This window comes from Chitinophaga rhizosphaerae (assembly GCF_003958645.1).
GTDB classification, from domain to species: Bacteria; Bacteroidota; Bacteroidia; order Chitinophagales; family Chitinophagaceae; genus Chitinophaga; species Chitinophaga rhizosphaerae.
In genome coordinates this window covers 312,063-335,862 of record NZ_RXLO01000004.1, presented here as the reverse complement: position 1 = coordinate 335,862, position 23,800 = coordinate 312,063, and the positions used below count along the sequence as shown (strand labels likewise).

The following is a 23,800-nucleotide window of genomic DNA, read 5'->3' as shown; positions in this document are numbered from 1 at the left end:
CTGCCGGAACGAAGTCCAAAGCTTCGTTCCGGCTATCAAAAACGAAAAACACGTTCCTATGAAGAATAAAATTTTTGTGGCATTGCTCGCCGTATGCGGATGTTTGCAGCAAACGGCCAAAGCGCAGGTAGACCCGCACTTTTCCCAGTATTACGCGTATCCGCTGTTCCTCAACCCGGCCATGGCGGGCGTGATCGATGGCGATTGGCGGCTGACCGGGAACTATCGCAACCAGTGGTCGAACTTCGGTGACCCGTTCTCCACTGGCGGTGTTTCTTTCGATGCACCCACCGGCAAGAACCTCGGCCTGGGCATCACCGCCCTCAACATGAAAGCCGGCTCCGCAGGGTTTAATTACTTCAACGCCATGGCAACCGTTTCGTATAGCGGTGTGAAAATGGGCCGGAACCAAACCACGCAGCTCGTGGCCGGCGTGCAGGCGGGTGTGATCAGCCGGCGGATCGACCAGTCCAAATTCCAGATGGGCAGCCAGTACAACCCGGTGAGTGGCTTCGATCCGAACATCCCCACCGGCGAATCGCTGCGGGCCACTTCGTCTACAGTGTTCGACGCAAACGTGGGCCTGTTGCTGTTCGACGGTAATCCCAATCACAAATTCAATCCCTTTATAGGCATCGCCGGAGCGCATCTTACCCAGCCGCAGGATCCCTTCGTGGCGGAGAACGACGAAACGAAATCGTTGCCTATCCGCTACACGGTGCATGGCGGCTCCCGCATCAAAGTGTCTGAAATGATCGGCCTCACGCCCCACGCGCTGTACATGCGCCAGGGCAACGCGGAAGAAACCGTTGCGGGTGTTTATTCCCAGGTTCGCGTTAACCTCGATTTCGACCTGCTCATCGGCGCCAATTATCGCTTCAAGGATGCGGTGATCCCCTTCGCAGGGTTTCATTACAAAAACTTCACGCTCGGCCTCAGCTACGATGCCAACGCGTCTAACCTCCGCAAGCTCGCCAGCGGCAGTAACGCCTTCGAAGTATCACTGTCGTTCATCGGCCGGAAACGCCGCATCCTTCAACCGGAATATTTCATCTGCCCCAGGTTATAATACCCGGTCGGTCAATCACCACAAATGAGCATTATGAAAAGATTTACACTCATATGTATTTTGGCTTTGACAGGATTACTCCCTAACCTGCAGGCACAGTACATTACTGATTACAAACGGACGGCGGACCAATATTTCGAACAGAAAGACTATTACTCCGCCGCGCAATACTACAGCAAGGCGCTGGGTACCTTCAGCATCAAGCCCGGAGAATACAAACCGTACATGATAGAGAAGGGCGGCAAGAAAAAGGAACAGAAACTGAAAGATTACGAACAGGTAGTGTATAAACTGGCGGAATCTTACCGGATGTACAACGACTTCGGGAATGCGGAAAAATATTACGCGGAAGCCGTTACGTTCGATTCCACACTTTTCCCGCATGCGCGCTACTGGTACGGTTTAACCATCCGCGCCAACGCGAAGAAAGGAGAAGATTACGAGCGCGCGTGGGAGCAACTGTCTGCTTACCGCCGCGGTCAAAAGGAATACAACGAATTCTCGAAGAAAGCGGATGCGGAAATCAGGAATTGCGAATTCGCGATCGAAGAAATGAAATATCCGCCGAGGTACGAAGTGGTGAAGGTTTCCGGGAACATCAACCAGGGAGGCGCCAACTACGCGATCGTACCCGTTTCCAACAATACGTTCTATTTTACTTCGTCGCGGCCGGATTCCCTGCTGCTGGCGAAAAAATCGAACCCGTTCGTGAACACGCTGTACGTGGCCACGGGCGATAATGCGAGCTATGAAAGCCGGGAAAAAGTCCAGATCCCTACTGATAAAGGTGTCGAACAGGGTGCCGCAGCCATCACGCCGGATGGCAATACGCTCTTCGTTACCCGCTGGACGAATAAGGACGGCAACAAAAAATCCAGCATCTACCGCGGTACGCGAACCGGCAATGGGTGGACGGAACCCGAGCCCCTGGACGCTTCCATCAACGTTCCCGGATACAGCGCGAAAGAGCCCTCCGTTTCATCAGACGGTAAATACTTCCTCTTCGTTTCCGACCGCTCCGGCGGCAAAGGCGGATTCGATATCTGGTACTCCTCCATCGGCAGCGGCGGCACCCTCAGCGCACCCCAACACATCGGCGCCACGCTCAATACCGACGGCGATGAAAGTTCACCCTTCTACGACCCCATTAAACAAACCCTCATCTTCAGCACCAACGGCCGCACAGGCTTCGGTGGCCAGGACTTCTATATGTCCAAATCCGCCGGTAATTTCGGCGGCTGGAGCACCCCCGAAAACATGGGATACCCCATCAACTCCGCCAAAGACGATCAATATTACACCGGCCTTTCTCCGGATAAAGCCCTTAACAAAGGCTTTATCAGCTCCGACAGGGAGTCTGTTTGCTGCCTCGAAATCTTCGCCGTGAAAAGAAGGGCCAAAATGGCCGGCGGCATGGTGCTTGACTGCGAAACCAATAAACCCCTCGCAGGCGCTAAAATCACGTTGCTGGACAGTACCCAGCGCAACGTCCTCGAAACACAGACCACCGGCATGGGTGGCAATTATATGTTCGAGATAGAAATGAACAGGAAGTATAAAGTCCTTATCGAAAAGGAAAACTACTTCTCCAAAAACTTCAATTTCAACTCCGAACAGCTCACCATGGTAGATTCCATGATGAACCCCACCGTTTGCCTGAAACGTTTCGAGATCAACAAGCCCATCGTACTGAACGATATCTTCTACGATTACAACAAAGCCACCCTGCGGCCGGAATCCAAGCTGATCCTGGATTCGCTGTACTTCCTGCTGCTGGATAACCCGAAAATGGAGATCGAACTGGGCGCGCATACCGACAGCAAAGGCACCGACGCCTACAACCTCAAGCTGTCTAACGCACGCGCCAAATCTTGCGTGGATTACCTGATCGCCAAAGGCATCGAAACCAAACGCATCGTCAGCAAGGGTTACGGCGAAACGCGCCCCGTGGCGCCGAACACGCTGCCCAACGGGGCCGACAATCCCGATGGCCGCCAGCTGAACAGGCGAACGGAATTCAAGGTGCTCCGAAATTGACAACCATACGGTATAAATCGTTCTGCATGGGAATTCTTTCCCGCCTGGAACCATATCCTATTCATATACGACCTGGAAGCCGGCCTTTTGGCCGGCTTTGCTTTTGGGGTATGTTGCCATGAAAAAAGCTGCCCCGCAGACGCGGAACAGCTTACATCCATCTATCAACTAAAAATTGTACGATTATTTGTTCTTCCCGATATTGCCCAGCGCGATGGCCGAGTCCTGGCCCTGGGAACCGATCATGGAAATACGGGCAAATCCGTTTACGGCGATAATGCTGTCGTAATTAAATTTGCGGATGGTGGCCTCGTCTACCTTGATGGTCTTGACATCGAGCTGGCGGCCCATCACCGGGGCGCCGGTGGTTTGGCTCTCGATGGAGGCTATTTTGATCAGGGTATCGGTGGGAGCGGAAGTGGTGTTGCCGCGGAACAGGTTGAAATTGTACCGTTTGCCCATTTCCGATTTATTGATCTGCATTAAAATATGAAAAGTGGAATCGGTCGCTTCTGCCAGGGTAATATAACCGTTGATGACATTATTCTTGTCGAGCAGGTTAATGGTTTGGTAGCGTAATACCTTTTTGGGAGCATCGTCTTTTTTGCAGGCGATCAGCGAAGTGCCGATGATCGCGGCTGCAGCCAGTCCTTTCCAGATATGTTTTTCGAACATGTGTTGCATGATTTCCGTCAAAGATATAATAAGTTTGGTGTCTTTCGTGAGTGAAACGGCCGCCATCCGCCAAATGTTACACCATCTCGCGGGAAATGAAGCCGGATGGGCCCGGGTTGGGGGCAGTACGCCGGAAATGGCAGTTTACGGCGGTTTCCGAAGGTCTGCGGAAGAAAATCGGGGATTAATATGGGTGAAAGAAGTACATTTGACCCGTTTTTAAACCTCTAATTCAAGCATCACATGTCTCTTACCGTAGTAGGTACCATGGCGTTCGACGATATTGAAACGCCGTTCGGTAAATCGGATAAAATCGTCGGCGGTTCCGCTTCCTATATCGCCTGGGCCGCATCCAACTTCGTTCAGCCTGTCAACCAGGTGTCGGTGATCGGCGGGGATTTCCCGCAGGAAGAACTGGACGCCCTTACCGCCCGCGGCGTTGCGCTCGACGGCGTGCAGGTGAAGAAAGACGAGAAGTCCTTTTACTGGGCGGGCCGTTATCACCTCGATATGAACTCCCGCGATACCCTCGTAACAGACCTGAACGTGCTGGCCGACTTCCAGCCCGTGATCCCGCCGAGCTACCAGGGCAGCGAGTTCCTCATCCTCGGTAACCTCACCCCGCAGGTGCAAATGAGCGTGATCAACCAAATGAGCCCCCGCCCCAAGCTCATCGTTATGGACACGATGAACTTCTGGATGGACGTGGCGCTGGAAGACCTCCTCAAAACCATCAAGATGGTTGATGTGCTCCTGATCAACGACAGCGAAGCCCGCCAGCTCACCGGCGAATATTCCCTCGTGAAAGCCGCCCGGAAAGTGCTCACCATGGGCCCGAAATACCTCATCATCAAGAAAGGGGAACACGGCGCCATGCTCTTCAACGAAAACCATGTATTCTTCGCGCCGGCGCTCCCGCTCGAAGATGTATACGACCCCACCGGCGCCGGAGACACCTTTGCCGGAGGGTTCATGGGGCACCTCGCCAAAACGAAGGACATTTCCTTCGAAAACATGAAAACCGCCATCATCGTAGGCTCTGCCATGGCCTCGTTCTGCGTGGAGAAGTTCGGCGCCGCCAGGCTCCGCGAAATTTCCCGGGAAGACATCCACACCCGCCTCGAACAATTCGTGCAGCTGGTGAACTTCGACATCGATCTCGTATAAACGAAATTTGATATAATTAGAAAGCGGTCCTGGCTTTGCCGGGACCGCTTTTCTTTTGCACGGTATTAATATATTATGCGAAAACTTCGTTCAGGATCTTCGCCAGGCGCACACCACCTTTAAGCAACTGGCCGTTCAGGTCTTCCACGAAAAGGAAATTGTATCGGTAGCTCAGTTTGTCGCCGGAAGAAGTGCGGTCGTAGATTTTGTCGCTGAGGACGTGCGATTCCCACATCCAGTCGGCGATGCTGCCTTTGCGGATTTCCGCGGCGCGGGCGGCGGAGGTGACGCGGTGGAGGTTATGGGCGTATTCGGTATAGCTGTATTGCTGGAAATCGATCAGGTGCTCGTCCCACACGCGGTGGAGGTTAGTGGGGCGGTCGAACCAGGACACCTGGATCTTGTTGCCGCCCATATCTTCGTCGCGCCCCACGTGCAGCGGCATATGCATATCGCCGATCATATGTACGAGGAAAGAGAGCGCGAATCGTTTCTGGACGAGGGTGGATGCAGGGTTTTTCAACTGGGCGATCATGGCTACGGTTTGACTGTAGAGGTTTTCGCCTTTGGCTTCGGCCATGATACGGTCGAATTCCGCGCGGGAGCAATGGCCGGGGAAGTCGAGGTAATGCCAGGGAGAAGTGTGCCTGTAGGCGTCCGTAGTATCTGATTTGATGAAATCGGGCCAGTTGGAGATCATGGCGAGGCTTTCGTTGCCGATGATTTTTTGGATGGCAAGGCGGGCTTTGCCGGTGAGCCGGAAACTCGCGATCTCGGCTACCACGCGGTGGCCCGTGGGCCCCCAGGCCTGGGCGGGCTGCAGGGAGAGGAGCGCACCCAGGAGCAGCAATATGGATAAAACCTTTTTCATTGCAATCGAATTTATCGAATTTTGGGACCGAAGTTCGTCATTCCCCCATAAATACCGAAATTCGTTGACCCACAGTTAAACCGGAAAATGTATGCCTTTCAAATTACAAGCACCATATCAGCCCTCGGGCGATCAACCCACCGCCATCGCCCAGCTCACCAAAGGTTTGCAGGACGGCGAAGCCGCGCAGACGCTGCTGGGGGTGACCGGTTCGGGGAAAACATTCACCGTGGCCAACGTGATCCAGAACGTGCAAAAGCCCACATTGGTGCTGACCCACAATAAGACCCTCGTAGCCCAGCTCTACGGGGAATTCAAACAGTTCTTCCCCGACAACGCGGTAGAATACTTCGTGAGCTATTACGATTATTACCAGCCCGAGGCGTATATGCCCGTGAGCGACACCTATATCGAAAAAGACCTCGCCATCAACGAAGAGCTCGATAAACTGCGGCTTCGCGCCACGTCGAACCTGCTTTCCGGCCGGAGAGACATTATCGTGGTGGCGTCTGTGTCATGTATATATGGTATGGGGAACCCGACCGACTTCGAGAACGGGATCATCCGCATCTTCAAAGGGCAAAAGCTGGGGCGGAACACCATGCTGCACGGGCTCGTAAATGCCCTGTACTCCCGCACCACCGGCGATTTTAACCGCGGTAACTTCCGGGTGCAGGGCGATACGGTGGATATCAACCTCCCGTATGTGGATTATGGTTACCGCATCACTTTCTTCGGAGACGAGATCGAGGAGATCGAGAGCTTCGACGTACAGAACGGCAAGCGTATCGGCACCATGGATACCGCCGCCATCTTCCCCGCCAACCTCTACATCGCGCCGAAAGACGCCATGATACAGATTCTCCACGAAATCCAGGACGAATTGAACGCACAGGTGGAATATTTCAAGCGGGAAGGGAAACTCATCGAAGCGCAACGCCTGGCCGAACGCGTGAACTACGACGTGGAAATGATCCGCGAACTGGGATATTGCGCGGGGATCGAGAACTACTCCCGGTTCCTCGACCGGCGTACGCCCGGAACTCGCCCCTTCTGCCTGCTCGACTACTTCCCGAAAGATTTCCTGCTGGTGATAGACGAAAGCCACGTAACCATCCCGCAGATCAGCGGGATGTACGGCGGCGACCGGTCGAGAAAGCTGACGCTGGTGGATTTCGGTTTCCGGCTGCCTTCGGCGCTGGACAACCGGCCGCTGAACTTCAACGAATTCGAACAGTTATTGAACCAGACGATATTCGTGAGCGCCACGCCCGGGGATTATGAGCTGCGGCAAACGGAAGGTGTGGTGGTGGAACAGATCGTTCGGCCCACCGGCCTGCTGGACCCGCCGATCGAGATCCGGCCGAGCAAGAACCAGGTAGACGATCTGCTGGACGAGATCGACAAAACCGTTCAGAAGGGCGACCGCGTGCTGGTGACCACGCTTACCAAGCGGATGGCCGAGGAGATGGACAAGTATCTGCATCGTATTAATATTAAGAGCCGTTACATCCATAGTGAAGTGGATACGCTGGAGCGCGTGGAGATCCTCCGGGATTTGCGCCTGGGCAATATTGATGTGCTGGTGGGAGTGAACCTGTTGCGGGAAGGGCTCGATTTGCCGGAAGTGTCGCTCGTGGCGATCCTGGACGCCGATAAGGAAGGTTTCCTTCGCGACGAGCGTTCCCTGACGCAAACCTCTGGCCGTGCGGCGCGTAACGTAGACGGGAAGGTAATTTTCTACGCCGACAAGATTACCGACAGCATGCAGCGTACTATCGACGAAACCGACCGCCGGCGCGAGAAGCAGCGGAAGCACAACGAGGCGAACGGGATTACGCCGCGGACGGTGCGCAAGTCGAAGGAGCAGATCATGGGGCAAACGTCTGTACTGGCGATCCGGCATTTCGACGAATCGTCGCCGTATGCGGTGCATGATGAAATGGCTTTGGTGGCGGATGAAGGTAAAGCGTTCAACGCCAATACGGTGCAAAGCATTCCGCAGATGGAGAAGAGTATAACCAAGGTGAAGAAGGATATGGAGAAGGCGGCGAAGGATTTGGACTTTATGGAGGCCGCCCGACTTCGCGACCAGATGTTTGCCATGCAGCAGGAGTTGGAGAATATGAAGCGAAATTAGTTGCTAAAACAAATAACTCAACATAGAATTAATTGTAATATGAATATGCGGATTGTACGGTTTCCCAACAAACAGTACAATCCTTTTTTATGTTTAAAACTTTGACTGGCAAAGGTTTGCAGCGTTTTTTTCATTTTTGTAGTAGCACATTCGTACGCGTTTGTTAGATTTTCGTAACCTGTCGCTAAAAGACCTTATAAGTATTTATAAATCAAACTGTTATTACCTGTTTTATACCCCTTCTCTTTCCTCAAATTATCGCAAAAACAAATAATATATTGTAATGTATTTTAATGTGATTGCGTTGTTACCCGCAGAAACCCCACATTTTTCAATGTTTTCCATTTTTAGGGCGTTCTATTTGATGTTTTAAATCGTCATCCTACTTTTATTGAGAATTTTAAAATGATACGCTATGAAGAAAACATCTTTTCAGGACTATCTGCCCTTTATCGTTTTGGCCGGGCTTGCCGTAATTGGCATTTTTTTACCGACCCCGACCACTTTTGCTGATGCCAGCAAGTATAATTTTGCAGATGTTGCCTGGATTCTGGTAGCCACTTCGCTGGTATTCCTGATGACGCCTGGTTTGTCCTTCTTTTATGGAGGGATGGTGAACCGGAAGAACGTCATCTCCACCATGATGCAAAGCTTCATCGCCACCGGGCTGATCAGCGTGATCTGGGTGGTGGTAGGTTTTAGTCTCGCTTTCGGAGACTCCGTGGGCGGTAAGGGTATTATCGGCGACCCCACTACCTACTTTTTCTTTAAAGGCGTGCCCGACGGGCCGGCCTGGGGCACTATTCCCCTGATGCTGTTCGCCCTGTTCCAGCTGAAATTCGCGGTAATTACCCCGGCGCTGGTGGTAGGTGCGGTAGCGGAACGTATCCGTTTTACTTCCTATGTACTTTTCATGGTGCTGTTCTCCCTCCTGGTGTATGCGCCCATCGCACACTGGACCTGGCATGCAGACGGCATTCTCTATAAACTCGGCGTGCTCGACTTTGCCGGTGGTACCGTGGTACATATTTCTGCGGGTTGCGCGGCGCTTGCAGGTGCCCTGGTGCTCCGCCGCCGGAAAGACCACATCGCCAAAAAAGAGCTCACCCCTGCCAACGTGCCCTTCGTACTGCTGGGTACCGGCTTGCTCTGGTTTGGATGGTTCGGTTTTAACGCGGGCTCTTCGCTCGGTGCCAACCCCCTCGCCGTTACCGCTTTCGCCGCTACCAACACGGCTACCGCCGCTGCAGGTCTTTCCTGGATCTTCTTCGATGTGATCCGCGGCCGTAAACCCTCGGTACTCGGTTTCTGCATAGGCGCAGTGGTAGGTCTTGTAGCGATTACTCCTGCCGCAGGTTATGTTGGCGTTCCGCAGTCGCTGTTCATCGGTTTCGTTGCGGCCATCGTTTCCAACCTGGTGGTTCACTTCAAGAATAAATCTTCTATCGACGATACGCTGGACGTATTCCCCTGCCATGGCGTAGGCGGTATGGTAGGTATGCTGCTGACGGGCGTTTTCGCTTCGCAAGCAGTGAACCCGCTCATCTCGGAAAGCGGTTGGGCATACGGCAACTTCAGCCTCTTCTACAAACAATTGCTCGGCCTGCTGCTGGTAGTGAGCTACAGCTTCGCGGTATCCTGGGCGATCTTCAAGTTCATCAACTTCATCCACCCGCTCCGCGTGTCTGACGAAGAAGAAGAACTGGGCCTCGACGTTACCCAGCACAACGAAATGTATCATCCCAATCTCATGACCGTGAGCAGCAACGGCACGCTCACCGAAGAAGAAACCGGCATTCAGCACGGTTAATACACCCGATCCGATCCAATCGCTATAGTTTTTAATTCTCTCTTGACCGAAAAACCGGATGTTGTTCGTCGCCCTGGCTGAAATGCCACGGCGACGGGCGATCCGGGAGTGGTTTGCCCCAAAACGGCACAGTACATCAGCACCCAAACAAAGCAGCGGACCCCTTTATCATTTTATTAACCAAATTTTAAAATTCCAATGATGAGAAAAAGTTTATTCGCGCTCCTGGCTGTCTTTTCGATTGTGTCTGCCCGCGCGCAGGATTCTACCCGCCTCCTGCCTGTCGGCTTCAAGCTGTCTGGTTCTGCCGATGTATATTATAAATACAACTTCAACAAGAACACTTCCGATAATAAGACCAGCTTCACCAATTCCCACAACTCCTTTGAGCTGAACATGCTCTCCCTGAAACTCGAAAGTTCCTTCAAAAACGTTGGTATGGTAGCCGATATCGGTTTCGGCAAGCGCGCGGAGGATTTTTCGTACAACGACGAAAAAACGAGACTCGCGATCAAGCAGCTGTATATCTCCTATGCGCCTGCCGAATGGCTGAAATTCTCCATGGGCTCTTATAGCACCCATGTGGGCTACGAGTTGGTAGACGCTTATGCGAACCGCAACTACAGCATGTCATATATGTTTTCCTATGGCCCTTTCTTCCACACCGGGGTGAAAGCGGATTTAACATTCGGATCGCACAGTTTTATGGTAGGTGTGTTCAATCCGACCGACTTTAAATCTGCTACCTGGGGTGGGATCAAGTTCATCGGAGCGCAGTATGGTTTTGCGCCGGCGGAGGTGCCTTTCAAGTTCTACCTGAACTATATCGGCGGCCGCGACACATTCCAGACCCGCAACGATCAGCTGGACGCGGTGATCACCTATCAGCTGACCCCCAAATTCGGGCTGGGCTACAACGGTACTTACAGCATGTATAAAAACGGCGTGAGCACCAACTGGTACGGCTCCGCGCTTTACCTCAACTTCGACCCTTCGGAAAAGATCGGGCTTACGCTGCGCGGGGAATACTTCTCCGACAAAGACAACCTGAAAGTGTACGGCGACAAATTGGAATATCCCGAAGGCGGCAGCATTATGTCCGTTACGCTTTCCGGGCAGTACAAGATCGGCGGGTTGACGCTGGTGCCCGAGTTCCGGCTGGACCATGGCTCGCACGACGTCTTCTCCAAAGGGGACATGCCCAGGGCCAATTCCGCGAACCTGCTGCTGGCCGCGATCTACAAGTTTTAAGGAATCCTAATCACAGGCTCATATAAATTAGGTTTTACCGAACCGTTATGCTTTGGGGCCGGCTGTTTCTCAGCCGGCCTTTGCTTTTTTGCGCTGGTGGACGGCCGCAGAAAATTTACTTCCGCTTAACCCGGCTTTTTGTATCTTTTCCCTTCCAATTAAGAGCCTCGATTATGCTGCAACGTTCCACATTAAAGTTCCTGAAAGACCTGAAACTGAACAATAACAAAGCCTGGTTCGATGAAAACAGGCCCGCTTACCTCCAGGCGAAAGAAGATTTCGAAAGCCTTGTCCAGCAATTGATTGACGGGCTGGCGAAGCTGGACCCCGGCATGGAGGGGCTGGTCGTAAAGGATTGCGTGTTCCGTATATTTAAGGACGTACGGTTCTCGAAAGACAAGACGCCTTACAAAGTGAATATGGGCGCATCTTTCACGAAAGGGGGAAAGAAGAGCCCGTTGGCGGGGTTTTACTTCCACCTGGAACCTGGCGGGCATAGCATGGCCGGCGGGGGATTGTGGATGCCCGAGCCTCCCGTGCTCAAAAAAGTGCGCCAGGAAATAGATTATAACTTCGCTGAATTTCAGCGGATCGTTGGGGCGAAAGATTTTATCCGCCTGTTTGGAAAAGTGAATGGCGACTCGCTGAAGAACGCGCCGCAGGGGTATCATGAAGACAATCCCGCAATTGCTTATCTCAAATTAAAAAGTCTGGTGGTTACAACTCATGTCTCCGACGAGGCGGCTACCCAACCTACGCTCGTCCGTGAAATTCTTCGTGTGTTCTCGACGATGCTCCCATTCATAGGGTTCCTGAATACCGCTCAGGAAGATTAATCCAAATACCCTCCCCGCCCTGCTAGTTACCGGAGAAGTCTTGCTTAGACATCCGGCAACTAGACTGCTGTAGCAAAATAAAAAAGACAGTAAATCAATTCTTGTGTATCAAAAACTCAAACGGGCGCGATTTACGGTTCTTTAATAAATTTTCCTTGTCGATCCTCGTCTGCGCGAAACGCTGGTTATATACATTCGCCACTTCGATGATAGGCATGATGCCATCCATCGTATCCTTCTGATCAACGATGTTCATGATGCGGGAAACCTGCGAGGAAAAGTTAGTGCTCCATTCTTCGGTGAACTTGTGCATTAACAAAAGTTCACGGTTTGCGTTGGTTTTCATAGGACAAAGAGGGTGTTTAATTTGATAGTTTAGTTTTCATGGATAATACAGATAAAGAATTTATTAGCATAGGATTGTAATGTCAAAGGTGAATTATATCCCTCACAAATCCATACTACTTCCGTGTAGTTTTTAGTCCAAATTGCATTAACAAAAAATGATGAAAGCAGGTACAGTCAACGCATTGCGCGTTTTTATCAATAGAGTCGCTAGTATTCGTATATGCCTCGTCGTATGTGTGACGGGGAAGTGAATTTAAATTAAAAAAACGCAAATTCCAAATGTTCAATGCCGCAAAACATTGAGAATAAATGACACATGGCAGCGTTATGCGTATAGTTGAATGATAATGAATGAAAACCGGTAAAATATATTTTTTCGTTAATGAACTGAACTGCAAGAGGATAGCAGTATTCACACAAAAAATAACGGCGCGGAAGGTTCCGCGCCGTTGTGGATAACTATTTTACAAGGAATGCTTACAGCCAGTTTTTACCGCTGAGGTATTCCGCGATTTGTACAGCGTTGGTTGCCGCTCCCTTGCGAAGATTGTCTGCAACGATCCAGAGGTTCAGGGTATTCGCCTGCGTTTCATCCCGGCGGATACGGCCTACGAAAACTTCATCTTTATCGTGCGCGTCTTTCGGCATCGGGTATTGCGCTTTCGAAGGATCGTCTACCACCACCACACCCGGCGTTTGCGCCAGGATGTTGCGCACTTCCGCGAGATCGAAGTCTTTGTCGAACTCGATGTTCACGCTTTCGCTATGGCCGCCCATCACGGGGATGCGAACGGTAGTCGCCGTCACTTTTACTTTTTCGTCGCCCATGATCTTCACCGTTTCTTTCACCATCTTCATTTCCTCCTTGGTATAACCATTGTCGAGGAACACGTCGATCTGGGGAATTACGTTCAGGTCGATTTCGTGTGCGTATGCTTTTTCTCCTGCAATGCCCTGGCGCTCGTTCATGAGCTGCGTTACTGCTTTCACGCCGGTGCCGGTCACGGATTGATACGTCGACACCACTACGCGGTTGATACCATATTTAACATGGAGCGGTTTGAGGACGATCACCATCTGGATGGTGGAGCAGTTGGGATTCGCAATGATCTTGTCTTCGGGCGTGAGCACGTCTGCGTTCACTTCGGGCACCACGAGCTTCTTAGTGGGGTCCATACGCCATGCAGAGGAATTGTCGATCACGGTGATGCCCGCTTCCGCGAATTTGGGCGCCCACTCGGTAGAGGTGCTGCCGCCGGCGGAGAAGATGGCTACGTTCGGTTTCATTCCAATAGCCGTATCAGCGGTTACCACCTTGTACGGCTTACCCTTGAACATCACTTCCTTGCCAACAGATTTTTCGGAAGCGACAGGGATCAGTTCCGTCACAGGGAAATTCCTTTCCGCGAGTACTTGCAACATTTTGGTGCCTACCAGTCCGGTGGCGCCTACTACGGCTACTTTCATGATTTTGATTATGAATTAAAATGAGAACCCAAAATTAATATATCAAACGACAATTTTGATATATTCGGCCAGATTGTTGACCCATTAAAAATGTAAGTTATGCATGTCATTGTTTGTGCCTGCGCGCTGATGAGCGCGCCATGCGGCGATTCGCTGTCCCCACTGCCGCACGACGTCATTATCCACGAGATCATGGCAGACCCCTCGCCCCCGGTTTCCCTTCCGGAATACGAGTTCATCGAACTGCGGAACCTGTCTTCCCGCACCATTAACCTCGCCGGATGGAAAGTGCGCGGCAACGGCGGCTCGGCCACGCTCCCCGCTTTTTCGCTGGCGCCCGGCGGTTATGTAGTGGTTTCCCCGCGAAAGGGAGCCGCGCTTTTCCAACCGGTCGTTGATGCCGGGAGTTTTTTCGCGTTACATAATGAAGAAGACCTCCTTTCCCTGGAATCCCCGTCCGGAAGTGTGATCCATGTGGTGACGGTCGACATGCGGCCGTTTTCCGGCAGCTTCAAATCTTCCGGCGGATGGAGCCTCGAAATGAAAGACCCGGCGTTCCCTTGCGCAGGTGCCTTGAACTGGGCCTTTTCGAATGATCCCTCCGGAGGAACGCCCGGCAGGGCCAATTCCGTGGCGGCGCAGATTCCCGAACCTCCGTTGCCGGTGCTGCTCCGGTCTTCTTCGGTCGATAGCCTCCGCATCCGCCTGCATTTTTCCGCACCGCTCGATAGCGCCTCCGCTGCCGCGATGGCCGCATATGTCTCGGAGCGCGTCGTTACCGGTGTAATCCCCGAACCGCCGGCTTACCAAACCGTTTTGCTGACACTGGCCGAACCCATGCCCCGGGGAGCCCTGTTCCAGCTCCGCGCCTCCGGGCTGAAAGATTGTACCGGGCGCGCGATGCCCGCCGGCGATCCGGTACCTTGCGGCCGGCCTTCCTCCCCTGAAAATATTGTCATTACTGAAATTCTTCCCGATCCGGCGGCGGGAGCGGATGATTTCCTGGAAGTCCATAATAAAGGACTGCACCCCGTGGAGCTGGCCGAATTGCGTTGGGCCGTGCGGGCAGACGACGGCTGGAAGGCGCCCTCGCCGGTGGTGCGCCGGCCCTGGCTGCTGTTCCCGGGAGAATACTTGGCGCTGAGCCCCGCCCCGGAAGCCCTTTGCCGGCAATATGCCTGCCTGGGCCGCGTGGAAACCGCTACAGTGCCCGCGTTATCCGCAGAATCCGGCCGCATCGGCCTTTTTGCTATCGATGGCCGGCTGCTGGACGAGGCATTGTGGGACCGGAAGCTGCACGATCCCGGGCTGGCCGTTACAAAGGGCGTAGCCTTCGAGCGGCTGGATTTCAATATGCCGGGAACTGCGCCTTCGAACTGGCATTCAGCCGCATCCACAGCGGGTTTCGGGACGCCGGGGTATGCGAATTCCCACCGGGCGGGCGTTGGGGTGGAAGGGAACTGGTGCAACCTGGCGCCGGGGACTTTCAGTCCGGATAACGACGGGCTGGACGATCTCGCCTGGATCACCTGGGAATTTCCTGCGCCGGGGTTTCGGTTGGATGTCCGGATATTTGATGCGGCGGGCCGGGCCGTTCGCCACCTGGCGAATAATATTTCCGCCGCGGATAGGGGCAAATTAAGCTGGAACGGACTGGCAGACAATGGGTTGCCCCTTCCGAAGGGCAGTTATGCCGTCAAAATCGCGGCCTGGAACGGAAATGGGCGCCAATTATCCCGAAAACTCGCCGTGGTATTGCTTCGCGACTGATTGGCCGGTAGCCGGGAAGGGGCGTGAAAATTTGTCAGGGCGTTTTCATCTGTTAATTTTTTATATTTGCGGCTCTTTAAAAATGAATTCATGCAGTACAGAGAAATTGTTGCAGTAACCGGATTAGGCGGTTTATTCCAATTGCTTGCCAGCAAACAGGATGGCGCTATTGTAAGATCGCTGGACGATAAAAGCACCCGCTTTGTATCTTCCCGGGTACATAATTTTACCCCATTGGAAAGCATCGAAGTTTTCACTACGGGCGATAATGTAAACCTGTCGGCTGTATTCAAGGCTATGCAGGAAAAAGCGGCATCGTTCCCCCTGGTGGACGCGAAAGCCGATAACAATACGATCAAAGGTTATTTCAAAAGCGTATTCCCCGAGTTCGATGAGGACCGCGTTTACGTGAGCGATATGAAGAAGATGGTGAAATGGTTCTCCATCCTCGAGAAAAACGACCTCCTGAAATTCGACGAAGCAGCGGAAGAAACCGCCGAAGTTGCCGAAGCGCCTGCCGCTGAAGCCGCTCCCGCTGAAGAAGCCAAACCGAAGAAGAAAGCGCCCGCCAAAAAAGCGGCTGCTGAATCCGAAGGCGCGGAAGGTGAAGAAAAACCGGCCCCGAAGAAGAAAGCCGCACCTAAAAAGGCTGCTGCCGACGTTGAAGGCGCCGAAGGCGAAGAGAAAAAGCCTAAAACCACCCGTAAGAAGAAAACCGAAGAATAACCGGTTTCCCAAATATCTGGCAGTAAACCAGGCCCTCCCGGCAGGAGGCCTGGTTTCTTTTTTGCCCATATGTCAGGTACACCCCGCTTAGCCCGTTTTTTGCTATTTTACCGCAAATTAAAATTCAACGCATGCCCAATGCTCATATCACAGCGCCGCCCCGGCAATTCCTTCCGGCAGATTTTGCCGTAACCACCTGGGACGCGCTGCAGCCATACTTCGAAACCCTCCAGCAAAGGCCCATCAACAGCAGCGAAGAACTCTCCCGCTGGCTGGCCGATATCAGCGAGCTCGAAGCCGTGATCTCTGAAGACGCCTGCTGGCGCCAGATCCGTATGACGAGAGACACCGCCAGCAAGGAATACGAAGAAGCGTTCACCTACTTCTGCATGGAGATCCAGCCCAAACTGCAACCCTATGCAGACGCGCTTAACCGTAAACTGCTCGACAGCCCCTTCACCGCAGACCTCGATCCCGCCCAATATTTCCCCTACCTGCGCAATGTGCGCAAGCAGGTGAAACTGTTCAGCGAAAAGAATATTCCCATCCAGGCGGAACTGAGCGTCATGGCGCAACAATACGGCGTCATCTCCGGCGCGATGACCATCGAAGTGAACGGACAGGAATACACCCTGCAACAGGCCGCCAAGTTCCTCGAAAACCCCGACCGCAAACTGCGCGAGGAAGTTTTTACCAAAACCGGCGAACGCCGCCTGCAGGACCGCGAGAAACTCGACGCGCTCTATTCCTCCCTCGTCAGCAAACGCCACGAAGTAGCGCAGAACGCAGGTTTCGCCAATTACCGCGATTACAAATTCGAGGAACTGGGCCGTTTCGAATACACGAAAGAAGATTGCTTCCAGTTTCACCAGGCCATCCGCGAGCACATCCTGCCGCTGGTGGGTGGCGCGCTCGAACGCCAGCGCCAGAAACTCGGCCTCGATACACTCCGCCCCTGGGACGGCGACGCCGAACCCGAAGGCACCAAACCGCTGGAGCCTTTCAAAGACGGCAATGAGCTCATTTCCAAATCCATCGCGTGCTTCAAGGAATTGCGCCCCTTCTTCGGCGAATGCCTCGAAGTAATGCAGGAAATGCAACGCCTCGATCTCGACAGCCGCAAGAATAAAGCCCCCGGCGGATATAACTGTCCACTGGCGGAAACCGGCGTCCCCTTCATTTTCATGAATGCCGCCGGCCAGATGAAAGACCTCACCACCATGGTGCACGAGGGCGGTCATGCCGTCCACTCCTTCCTCAGCCACAACCTCCCGCTCAGCGCCTTCAAGGAATACCCGATGGAGATCGCGGAAGTGGCGAGCATGAGCATGGAACTGTTCACCATGGACCATTGGCACCTGTTTTTCGACAATCCCGAAGAATTGCGCCGCGCCAAACTCCAGCAGCTCGAACGCGCCATCGTCATCTTCCCCTGGATCGCTACGATCGACAAGTTCCAGCATTGGGTCTACGAAAATCCCGCGCATACGACCGAAGAGCGTACCGCGGCATGGACGCGCATCCTCGATGAATTCACGCCGGGAAATATCGATTGGACGGGCTTCGAGCATTTCCGCGCGAGCAACTGGCAACGGCAGCTGCATCTTTTCGAAGTGCCGTTCTATTACATCGAATACGGCATCGCGCAGCTGGGCGCCATCGCCATGTGGAAACAATACCGCGAAAAGCCGGAGCAGGCGCTGGACAACTACATGAAAGCCCTAAGCCTGGGATACACCAAAACCCTGCCCGAGCTGTACGAAGCGGCCGGCATCCGGTTCGATTTCTCGCCGGCTTACGTGAAAGAACTGGCAGATTTCGTACAGGCGGAAATCGATCTGCTCATCAAAAAGTAAGTACGACTGAAAATAGAAAAGGAGCGACCGGTAAAGTCGCTCCTTTTTTTATACATTCTACCCTCTTATTGGCAGGATTTGCAAACGCCGCTCACCACTACTTCCACATTGTGCATGGCGTAACCCTGCGGGAGGGTGATCGCCGGCACGTCGGTTTCGTCGAGGCATTGGGTGCTGCCGCATTCTTCGCAGCGGAAGTGAACGTGATGATCATGATGCTCGTGCTCCCGGCACTCCGATTTGCAGATGGCATAGCGCACGCTGGTATCGGTGGTAGGGATTTTATGTACGATCCCTTTGTCGAGGAAGGTTTGCAGGGTACGGTAAATCGTTACCCGGTCGAAGCTCTTGCCGGTGAGCTTTTCGAAATCGGCATGTTCGAGTGCGCCGTTGCTTTTCAAAAAGAGCTCCAAAATCTTCACACGGGTATCCGTTACGCTCAGATTGCTGGAACGTAACAACTCCACGATGATTTCTTTGTGTTTTGCAGGCATTGTTTAAAATTTACTCTTGCATCAGCCGGTCGATGTCGGCTATCAGCTTGTCAACGTCTTTAACTTTCGTGCCTTCATACAGTCCGCGGATGCGGCCTTCGCCGTCTACCAGCGCAAACCACTGCGTGTGGATGAAGTCGTCTTCCCCGGTAAAGGTACCATCGTCTACCAGGTAACTTTCGCGGGCCAGTTTGTAAAGCTGCCGCTTGTCGCCGGTAAGGAAGTGCCAGTTTTTCGGGTCCGCGCCATGCTCTTCGGCATAAGCCTTCAGCACGCGAACGGAATCGTAGTCCGGGTCGGAAGTATGGGACAGGATGAGGAAATTCGGCTTGTCCTTATATTTCGCATAGACTTTTTCCATGTTTTTGTTCATCACCGGGCAGATGTTCGTACAGGTGGTGAAGAAATACTCGGCTACATAAATCTTTCCTTTCACATGGTCTTGCGTCACCTGGTTACTGTCCTGGTCGGTAAAGCTGAAGCCCTGTACGGTGTGGCCGGGAGCGCCCAGTACCGGGAGTTTTTCCTTGCCGATCCAGCTGCCCCTGCTTTCCTTGATCATGAAGGCGTAGTAGGCCATGAAGCTGCCGCTCAGCAGCACGAAAAATGTGGTATAAATTATTAACTTCTTGGACATGTCGAATTTTATCTCCTGGTCTGATTTGCAAAGTTAGCACAGTTTCCCCAGATGGGCCCTGAGCCAGGTCATTTGCCCGTGATTTCGGCGTTGTCGAGATTATAGTACATTTCATAAATGTTTTTCTCGTTGAGTCTCAATACGCCTTTCACTTTGATATAGTCATCGGTTTCGAAATCCGGTTTTTTCGATTTGAAGTTCAGTGCCATTACGGATTCCGGTCCCGAGCCGCCGCAGAAGAAACAGGAGCTGTTGGGGTTGGCGCTGAGCACGTACACGGAGCCCTTCGGATCTATCGGCACCATGTACCCGCTGATCTCCACCGTTTTCCCGTTCAGGGCCTTGATGGTGCGGGAGAACGAAGGGTATAGCATGGGCAATTGCAGCTTTTCGTCGTATTTACGGGTAAAGATGACGTCCGACAGTTGTTTCCAGGTCACTTTGAGGGGCGCTTGGTCGCGGGGCGCCACATCGATGGTAGACATGGGCAGGTTGCCGGAGGAAGCGGCTTGGGCAGACAGGACCCGCTGCATCCATGGCGCGGCGGAAAGGCCGTGGCGGCAAACCCGCGAAATGTCCGAACAGGAAACGAGGGCGAAGGCGGCAAGGCCCAGGGCGATTTTCTCCACTTTAAGCATTGGCAAGCGTTTTAGCGATATTCAGCCGGAAAGCGCGCACTGCAGGCAGCAAAGCGGCCAGCAGGCAGGCCCCGACGATGGCTGCGGCGGTAATGGCGTCGGCAGCGGTTAACGGCATGGCGCCGGAAAAATTCAAATGATAGCCGGCAAACAGTTCCTGTTGCAACAGCAGCAAAGCCACGCGGCTCAGCGCTATACCCGTTACCACGCCCGCCAGTCCCAACAGGAAAGCTTCGGCGAAAACGAGGGCGAGCAATTTGCCGCGGGAGCCGCCCATGGTCCGGATGAGGGCCAGTTCGTAGCGGCGCTCGTGCGTGCCCTGCACCAGCGTTACAAAGATACTGCATGCGGCGAGCCCGGCCAACAGCCAGCCCAATGCGCGCAAAACCTTCGCGCCGGTACCCAACAGCGATTGCAGCCGGTTGATCTCGATAGCGGGCACGGCGGCCTGCATGTTCGTGTGTTCGTTGATCATCCGCGGAAATTGCAATTGCCCCATCGGACTGCGGAACTTGATCAGCACCGCCGTTACCTGCTTCCGCGGGTCGGGCGTTTGCATCATGGCGCTTTCCCTGCTGCCGGCCTCCGCGTGATCTGGATGATCGTGATCTTCCCCTGCGCCCGGATCCGTTGCGTGTTCATCGTGATCATGGCCGTCTTCCGCATGATCGTGCGCATCCGCGTCATGATGCGGCGCGTGAATGTCCCACACGCTTTCCAGCGGCGTCAGCAGCAGTTGATCGACCGCCAGGCCGGTGGCCGGAAGAATGCCGCTTACGAGATATTCTTCCCTTTCATGCACATGGCCCGTTTTACCCAGGCCGTGCGTCCCCGCGAAGCGGCTGCCCACTTTCAGGCCAGCCTTTCGCGCGGCTTCGGCGCCGGCCACCACTTCCATCGACTTCCCGAAAACCTTTCCCTGTGCGGGCTTTACGTTGTATTTGTCGAGATAGGCCTGCGTGGTGCCGATGATCCGGAAACCGTGGTACGAATCCCCCAGCGAAATCGGTATCGCTGATTCCACCAGCGGGTGATGCATGAAACGTTCGGCTTCGGTCAGTGAAATATTGCCGGTGGGATTGTCGAGATGATAAACGCTGCTGAGGATCAGCTGGAGCGGACTTCCCTTCGCGCCCAGCACGAGATCGATGCCGTCGATTTGCTGTTCGAGCTGTTGGCGCGCCTGCCGGTTGAGGGCCCACAGCACGAGGAGCACGGTGGTGCTGCAGGAAAGCAGCAGCCAGCAGAGCGCGGTGTAAAGCGGTTTGTGAAGCAGGTTGCGTATGGCGATGCGGAAAATCATGGCAGTTGGATGTGTTGAGGGAAAAGGGATGTAAGCCGGTTGTCGTGCGTAACGATGAGCAGTGCCGCGTTGTGACGGGCGGCCTGTTCGGAAAGCAGCCGGGCTACGGCTTCGCAATTACGGTCATCGAGACTGGCGGTGGGTTCATCGGCGAGGATGACGTTGGGCGACGGCAACACGGCCCGCGCGATGGAAGCGCGTTGTTGCTCGCCCTGGCTCAGGCGTGCGGGGAGCTGGTGCAGGAGATGATCGATCCGGAGATCGGCGGCAACGGCTTCGAGGCGTTTGTGGTCTGCGGCCGCGCCGGTGAGGCGGAGCGGGAGCAGGAGATTATCCGCCACGGAAAGCGACCCGATAAAATGCGATCGCTGGAAGATGATCCCGATATGCTGGCCGCGGAAGGCGTCCATTTTCGGGGTGCTGAGCGAGCCGATAGGCGTGCCGGCTACGTTGACGGTGCCGTCCGCGGGCCGGATGAGCCCTGCCAGGAGGTGCAGCAGGGTGGTTTTCCCGGAGCCGGAAGGCCCGGTGATCAGGAGCGTTTCTCCCCGCCGGCAGGCCAGGTCAGGGAACCGGATCTGGCGCCCGCCCGGATAGGTATATGTCAGTTCGCTGGTCTGGATCATCATATCTGTCATCACTACTTGTTTTGGCAACAACGTTGCAAATAGAACGTCGAATTCGGCTAAGATAGCGTTCGCTACAGACAAATTTCATTAATTTTTGGATTAAATGCAACAATGTTGCAAAATAACCCTTAGCTTTGTTGCCCACAAAACCAACTCACCATGCCCAATAATCGACTGATGAACAGAATGAACCTGGACGCGCTAGGCATCGGGGCCTCACTGGCCTGTGCGGTGCATTGCGTGGCGTTGCCGCTGGTGGCGGCGTTTCTTCCGCTGGCCGGCGCGGCGCTTCATTATGAACCGCTGGAATACCTGTTGCTGGGCGCCACGCCCGTAGTGGGATTGATGGCGCTGTACCGGGGGTATAAATACCAGCATCGCCGGGTGCGGCCGTCCCTGTTGTTCGTAGTGGGATTTGCATTGCTGATGGCGGGGCATTTCTGGTTCCCGGAGGCCTGGGAACTGAGCGCGATCGCCCTGGGCGCGGGATTGCTCATCGCGGCGCATGTCGATAACATCCGTTTTTGCCGGAAATGCAGGGTGAAGGAACCGGCGCCGGTAGCAGCCGAATAGATTGGGGGATGCAACATGCCATCCTTCGAAAGGTATTTTTTCGTAACCAATTAATCTGACCATATGCCAGCAACATCGACATTTTCTTTGTCGGCAGACCACTTCCGCAAGGCGCCCTCCCAACTGCCCGTCACCGTGCTCAGCGGATTCCTCGGCGCAGGGAAAACATCGCTCCTCCAACACATCCTCCACAACCGTGAAGGCCTGCGCGTAGCCGTCATCGTGAACGATATGGCCGAAATCAACATCGATGCGCGCCTTGTCCGGAACGCCGTTTCCCTCCATCAGACGGAAGAAAAACTGGTGGAAATGTCGAACGGATGCATCTGCTGTACCCTCCGCGAAGACCTCCTCGCCGAAGTGCAACGCCTCGCGGCGGAACAACGGTTCGATTACCTGCTCATCGAATCCAGCGGCATCTCCGAACCGCTGCCGGTAGCGCAGACTTTCACCTGGCAAGACGATCAGCAAGGTATCGATCTCAGCGCCGTGGCCCGTCTCGACACGCTTGTGACCGTCGTGGATGCATACAATTTCCACCACGATTATTCCAGCCGGGAACTGCTATCCGAAAAAGATTTGACGGAAGCAGACGACCAGCGCACCATCGTGAACCTGCTGACCGACCAGATCGAATTCGCCAACGTCATCGTCCTCAACAAATGCGACCTCGTGACCGCCGAACAGAAAGGCGCCCTGAAATCCCTCCTGCGCAAGCTCAACGCCAAAGCCAGGATCGTGGAGGCGGTCAAAGGGGAAGTTCCGCTCCGCGAAGTACTCCATACCCGGCTGTTCGACTTCGATGAAACCTCCCAGTCTGCCGGCTGGATCGCCGAACTGGAAAAAGAACACGTGCCGGAAACGGAGGAATATGGGATACGGTCGTTCGTGTACCGCAGCCGTGCACCGTTCCATCCGGAAAGGTTTTGGGAGATGGTCCAGCACCAATGGCCGCAGGGTGTTGTTCGCTCGAAAGGTTTGTTGTGGCTGGCTTCCAGACCGGATGTAGCCATAAATTGGAGCCAGGCGGGCCGCTCGCTCATGGCCGACCGGGCCGGCGTCTGGTGGTGCTCCATCCCGGAAAAACAGTGGGAGCTCGATACAGCATCCGAACAAATCATCCGTGAACGATGGCACACGCTGTTCGCCGACCGGTACAACGAAATCGTCATCATCGGCCAGGATATAGACCCACACGCGATTTCCGTTATGCTCGACGGCTGTCTGTGCAACAACGAAGAAATTAAGGACTGGCAAGTCGGCCGTTCTTTCAACGATCCCTTTCCTGCTTTCTGATAATGTTTAGGTAATTAGTTCCTGCGCAACCCCAACGCCGCCGCCCAACTTGTCCTCGATTATTTTCACGGGCGGCGGCTTCCATCCAAACCCTATGATTTAGACCGGCCTAAAAAATAATTTAGACAAATGTTAATTCTGTTTTTAACTTTGTCTCATAAAAAATAAAATTCCTTATGGCAGCAATGCTACGTATCATTTCAACTT

At 53.8% G+C, this 23,800-nt stretch carries 21 protein-coding genes and 1 pseudogene; 13 read left to right on the top strand and 9 right to left on the bottom strand.

Annotated features, from left to right (window positions below):
• Nucleotides 1–58: 58 nt before the first annotated feature.
• Both EJ361_RS11980 and EJ361_RS11975 read left to right on the top strand, forming a co-directional pair.
• Nucleotides 59–1,069: a PorP/SprF family type IX secretion system membrane protein gene (locus tag EJ361_RS11980; protein WP_126245855.1), complete on the top strand. Its 1,011-nt coding sequence runs from the start codon at nucleotides 59–61 to the stop codon at nucleotides 1,067–1,069.
• A gap of 66 nt (nucleotides 1,070–1,135) precedes the next feature.
• Nucleotides 1,136–3,106 carry an OmpA family protein gene (locus tag EJ361_RS11975; RefSeq protein ID WP_164714198.1) on the top strand — a complete coding sequence of 657 codons (1,971 nt, stop codon included), beginning with the start codon at nucleotides 1,136–1,138 and terminating at the stop codon, nucleotides 3,104–3,106.
• A gap of 183 nt (nucleotides 3,107–3,289) precedes the next feature.
• On the opposite strand, the gene EJ361_RS11970 is transcribed toward EJ361_RS11975, so the two are convergent.
• Nucleotides 3,290–3,790, bottom strand: a complete 501-nt coding sequence (locus tag EJ361_RS11970) for a hypothetical protein (RefSeq protein WP_126245853.1) — start codon at nucleotides 3,788–3,790, stop codon at nucleotides 3,290–3,292.
• Nucleotides 3,791–4,024: 234 nt separating this feature from the next.
• Here EJ361_RS11970 and EJ361_RS11965 point away from each other — a divergent pair, with 234 nt between their 5' ends.
• A complete protein-coding gene (locus tag EJ361_RS11965) occupies nucleotides 4,025–4,948 on the top strand; it encodes a PfkB family carbohydrate kinase (protein ID WP_126245852.1) in 924 nt (307 codons plus the stop codon).
• 73 nt (nucleotides 4,949–5,021) lie between these two features.
• Here the strand turns inward: EJ361_RS11965 and EJ361_RS11960 are convergent, their stop codons facing one another.
• The gene (locus tag EJ361_RS11960; protein WP_126245851.1) at nucleotides 5,022–5,819 is read right to left on the bottom strand and encodes a S1/P1 nuclease; all 798 of its coding nucleotides are present in this window, start codon (nucleotides 5,817–5,819) and stop codon (nucleotides 5,022–5,024) included.
• Nucleotides 5,820–5,910: 91 nt separating this feature from the next.
• On the opposite strand from EJ361_RS11960, the gene uvrB reads away from it, so the two are divergent.
• From uvrB to EJ361_RS11940, 4 genes are all read left to right on the top strand, one after another.
• Nucleotides 5,911–7,959 (top strand): excinuclease ABC subunit UvrB, encoded by a 2,049-nt coding sequence (uvrB, locus tag EJ361_RS11955; RefSeq protein ID WP_126245850.1) that lies wholly within the window; start codon nucleotides 5,911–5,913, stop codon nucleotides 7,957–7,959.
• A 415-nt stretch (nucleotides 7,960–8,374) separates the two neighbouring features.
• Nucleotides 8,375–9,769: an ammonium transporter gene (locus EJ361_RS11950; protein WP_126245849.1), complete on the top strand. Its 1,395-nt coding sequence runs from the start codon at nucleotides 8,375–8,377 to the stop codon at nucleotides 9,767–9,769.
• Between the two features lie 201 nt (nucleotides 9,770–9,970).
• Nucleotides 9,971–11,020, top strand: a complete 1,050-nt coding sequence (locus tag EJ361_RS11945; protein ID WP_240646618.1) for a porin — start codon at nucleotides 9,971–9,973, stop codon at nucleotides 11,018–11,020.
• Nucleotides 11,021–11,193: 173 nt separating this feature from the next.
• Nucleotides 11,194–11,856, top strand: coding sequence for a DUF2461 domain-containing protein (locus EJ361_RS11940; RefSeq protein WP_126245847.1), 663 nt, complete (start codon nucleotides 11,194–11,196; stop codon nucleotides 11,854–11,856).
• Nucleotides 11,857–11,950: 94 nt separating this feature from the next.
• On the opposite strand, the gene EJ361_RS11935 is transcribed toward EJ361_RS11940, so the two are convergent.
• Both EJ361_RS11935 and EJ361_RS11930 read right to left on the bottom strand, forming a co-directional pair.
• Complete coding sequence (locus EJ361_RS11935; RefSeq protein WP_126245846.1) at nucleotides 11,951–12,169, bottom strand: hypothetical protein; 219 nt, start codon at nucleotides 12,167–12,169, stop codon at nucleotides 11,951–11,953.
• A gap of 512 nt (nucleotides 12,170–12,681) precedes the next feature.
• Nucleotides 12,682–13,671, bottom strand: a complete 990-nt coding sequence (locus EJ361_RS11930; RefSeq protein WP_126245845.1) for an aspartate-semialdehyde dehydrogenase — start codon at nucleotides 13,669–13,671, stop codon at nucleotides 12,682–12,684.
• A gap of 99 nt (nucleotides 13,672–13,770) precedes the next feature.
• On the opposite strand from EJ361_RS11930, the gene EJ361_RS11925 reads away from it, so the two are divergent.
• The 4 genes and pseudogenes from EJ361_RS11925 to EJ361_RS11915 all read left to right on the top strand — a co-directional run bounded on the left by EJ361_RS11925 (nucleotide 13,771) and on the right by EJ361_RS11915 (nucleotide 18,023).
• Nucleotides 13,771–15,441: a lamin tail domain-containing protein gene (locus EJ361_RS11925; RefSeq protein WP_126245844.1), complete on the top strand. Its 1,671-nt coding sequence runs from the start codon at nucleotides 13,771–13,773 to the stop codon at nucleotides 15,439–15,441.
• Between the two features lie 90 nt (nucleotides 15,442–15,531).
• Nucleotides 15,532–15,666: pseudogene (locus EJ361_RS26000) on the top strand (DUF5606 family protein); the annotation flags it as partial.
• A 9-nt stretch (nucleotides 15,667–15,675) separates the two neighbouring features.
• The gene (locus EJ361_RS11920) at nucleotides 15,676–16,167 is read left to right on the top strand and encodes a DUF6852 domain-containing protein (protein WP_240646627.1); all 492 of its coding nucleotides are present in this window, start codon (nucleotides 15,676–15,678) and stop codon (nucleotides 16,165–16,167) included.
• A gap of 131 nt (nucleotides 16,168–16,298) precedes the next feature.
• Nucleotides 16,299–18,023: a M3 family oligoendopeptidase gene (locus tag EJ361_RS11915; protein WP_126245842.1), complete on the top strand. Its 1,725-nt coding sequence runs from the start codon at nucleotides 16,299–16,301 to the stop codon at nucleotides 18,021–18,023.
• Nucleotides 18,024–18,088: 65 nt separating this feature from the next.
• Here the strand turns inward: EJ361_RS11915 and EJ361_RS11910 are convergent, their stop codons facing one another.
• The 5 genes from EJ361_RS11910 to EJ361_RS11890 all read right to left on the bottom strand — a co-directional run bounded on the left by EJ361_RS11910 (nucleotide 18,089) and on the right by EJ361_RS11890 (nucleotide 21,733).
• Nucleotides 18,089–18,517, bottom strand: a complete 429-nt coding sequence (locus EJ361_RS11910; protein WP_126245841.1) for a Fur family transcriptional regulator — start codon at nucleotides 18,515–18,517, stop codon at nucleotides 18,089–18,091.
• Nucleotides 18,518–18,527: 10 nt separating this feature from the next.
• Nucleotides 18,528–19,154: an SCO family protein gene (locus EJ361_RS11905; RefSeq protein WP_126245840.1), complete on the bottom strand. Its 627-nt coding sequence runs from the start codon at nucleotides 19,152–19,154 to the stop codon at nucleotides 18,528–18,530.
• 68 nt (nucleotides 19,155–19,222) lie between these two features.
• Nucleotides 19,223–19,792: a DUF3299 domain-containing protein gene (locus EJ361_RS11900; protein WP_126245839.1), complete on the bottom strand. Its 570-nt coding sequence runs from the start codon at nucleotides 19,790–19,792 to the stop codon at nucleotides 19,223–19,225.
• Nucleotides 19,785–21,095, bottom strand: a complete 1,311-nt coding sequence (locus EJ361_RS11895) for an ABC transporter permease (protein WP_126245838.1) — start codon at nucleotides 21,093–21,095, stop codon at nucleotides 19,785–19,787. Before EJ361_RS11895 ends, EJ361_RS11900 begins: the two co-directional genes overlap by 8 nt.
• On the bottom strand, nucleotides 21,092–21,733 hold the full coding sequence (locus EJ361_RS11890; protein ID WP_205686995.1) for an ABC transporter ATP-binding protein: 642 nt from the start codon (nucleotides 21,731–21,733) through the stop codon (nucleotides 21,092–21,094). Before EJ361_RS11890 ends, EJ361_RS11895 begins: the two co-directional genes overlap by 4 nt.
• Before the next feature lie 150 nt (nucleotides 21,734–21,883).
• On the opposite strand from EJ361_RS11890, the gene EJ361_RS11885 reads away from it, so the two are divergent.
• Together EJ361_RS11885 and EJ361_RS11880 are read left to right on the top strand one after the other, a co-directional pair.
• On the top strand, nucleotides 21,884–22,297 hold the full coding sequence (locus tag EJ361_RS11885) for a MerC domain-containing protein (protein ID WP_126245837.1): 414 nt from the start codon (nucleotides 21,884–21,886) through the stop codon (nucleotides 22,295–22,297).
• Nucleotides 22,298–22,360: 63 nt separating this feature from the next.
• The gene (locus EJ361_RS11880; protein ID WP_126245836.1) at nucleotides 22,361–23,593 is read left to right on the top strand and encodes a GTP-binding protein; all 1,233 of its coding nucleotides are present in this window, start codon (nucleotides 22,361–22,363) and stop codon (nucleotides 23,591–23,593) included.
• Nucleotides 23,594–23,800: the final 207 nt, after the last annotated feature.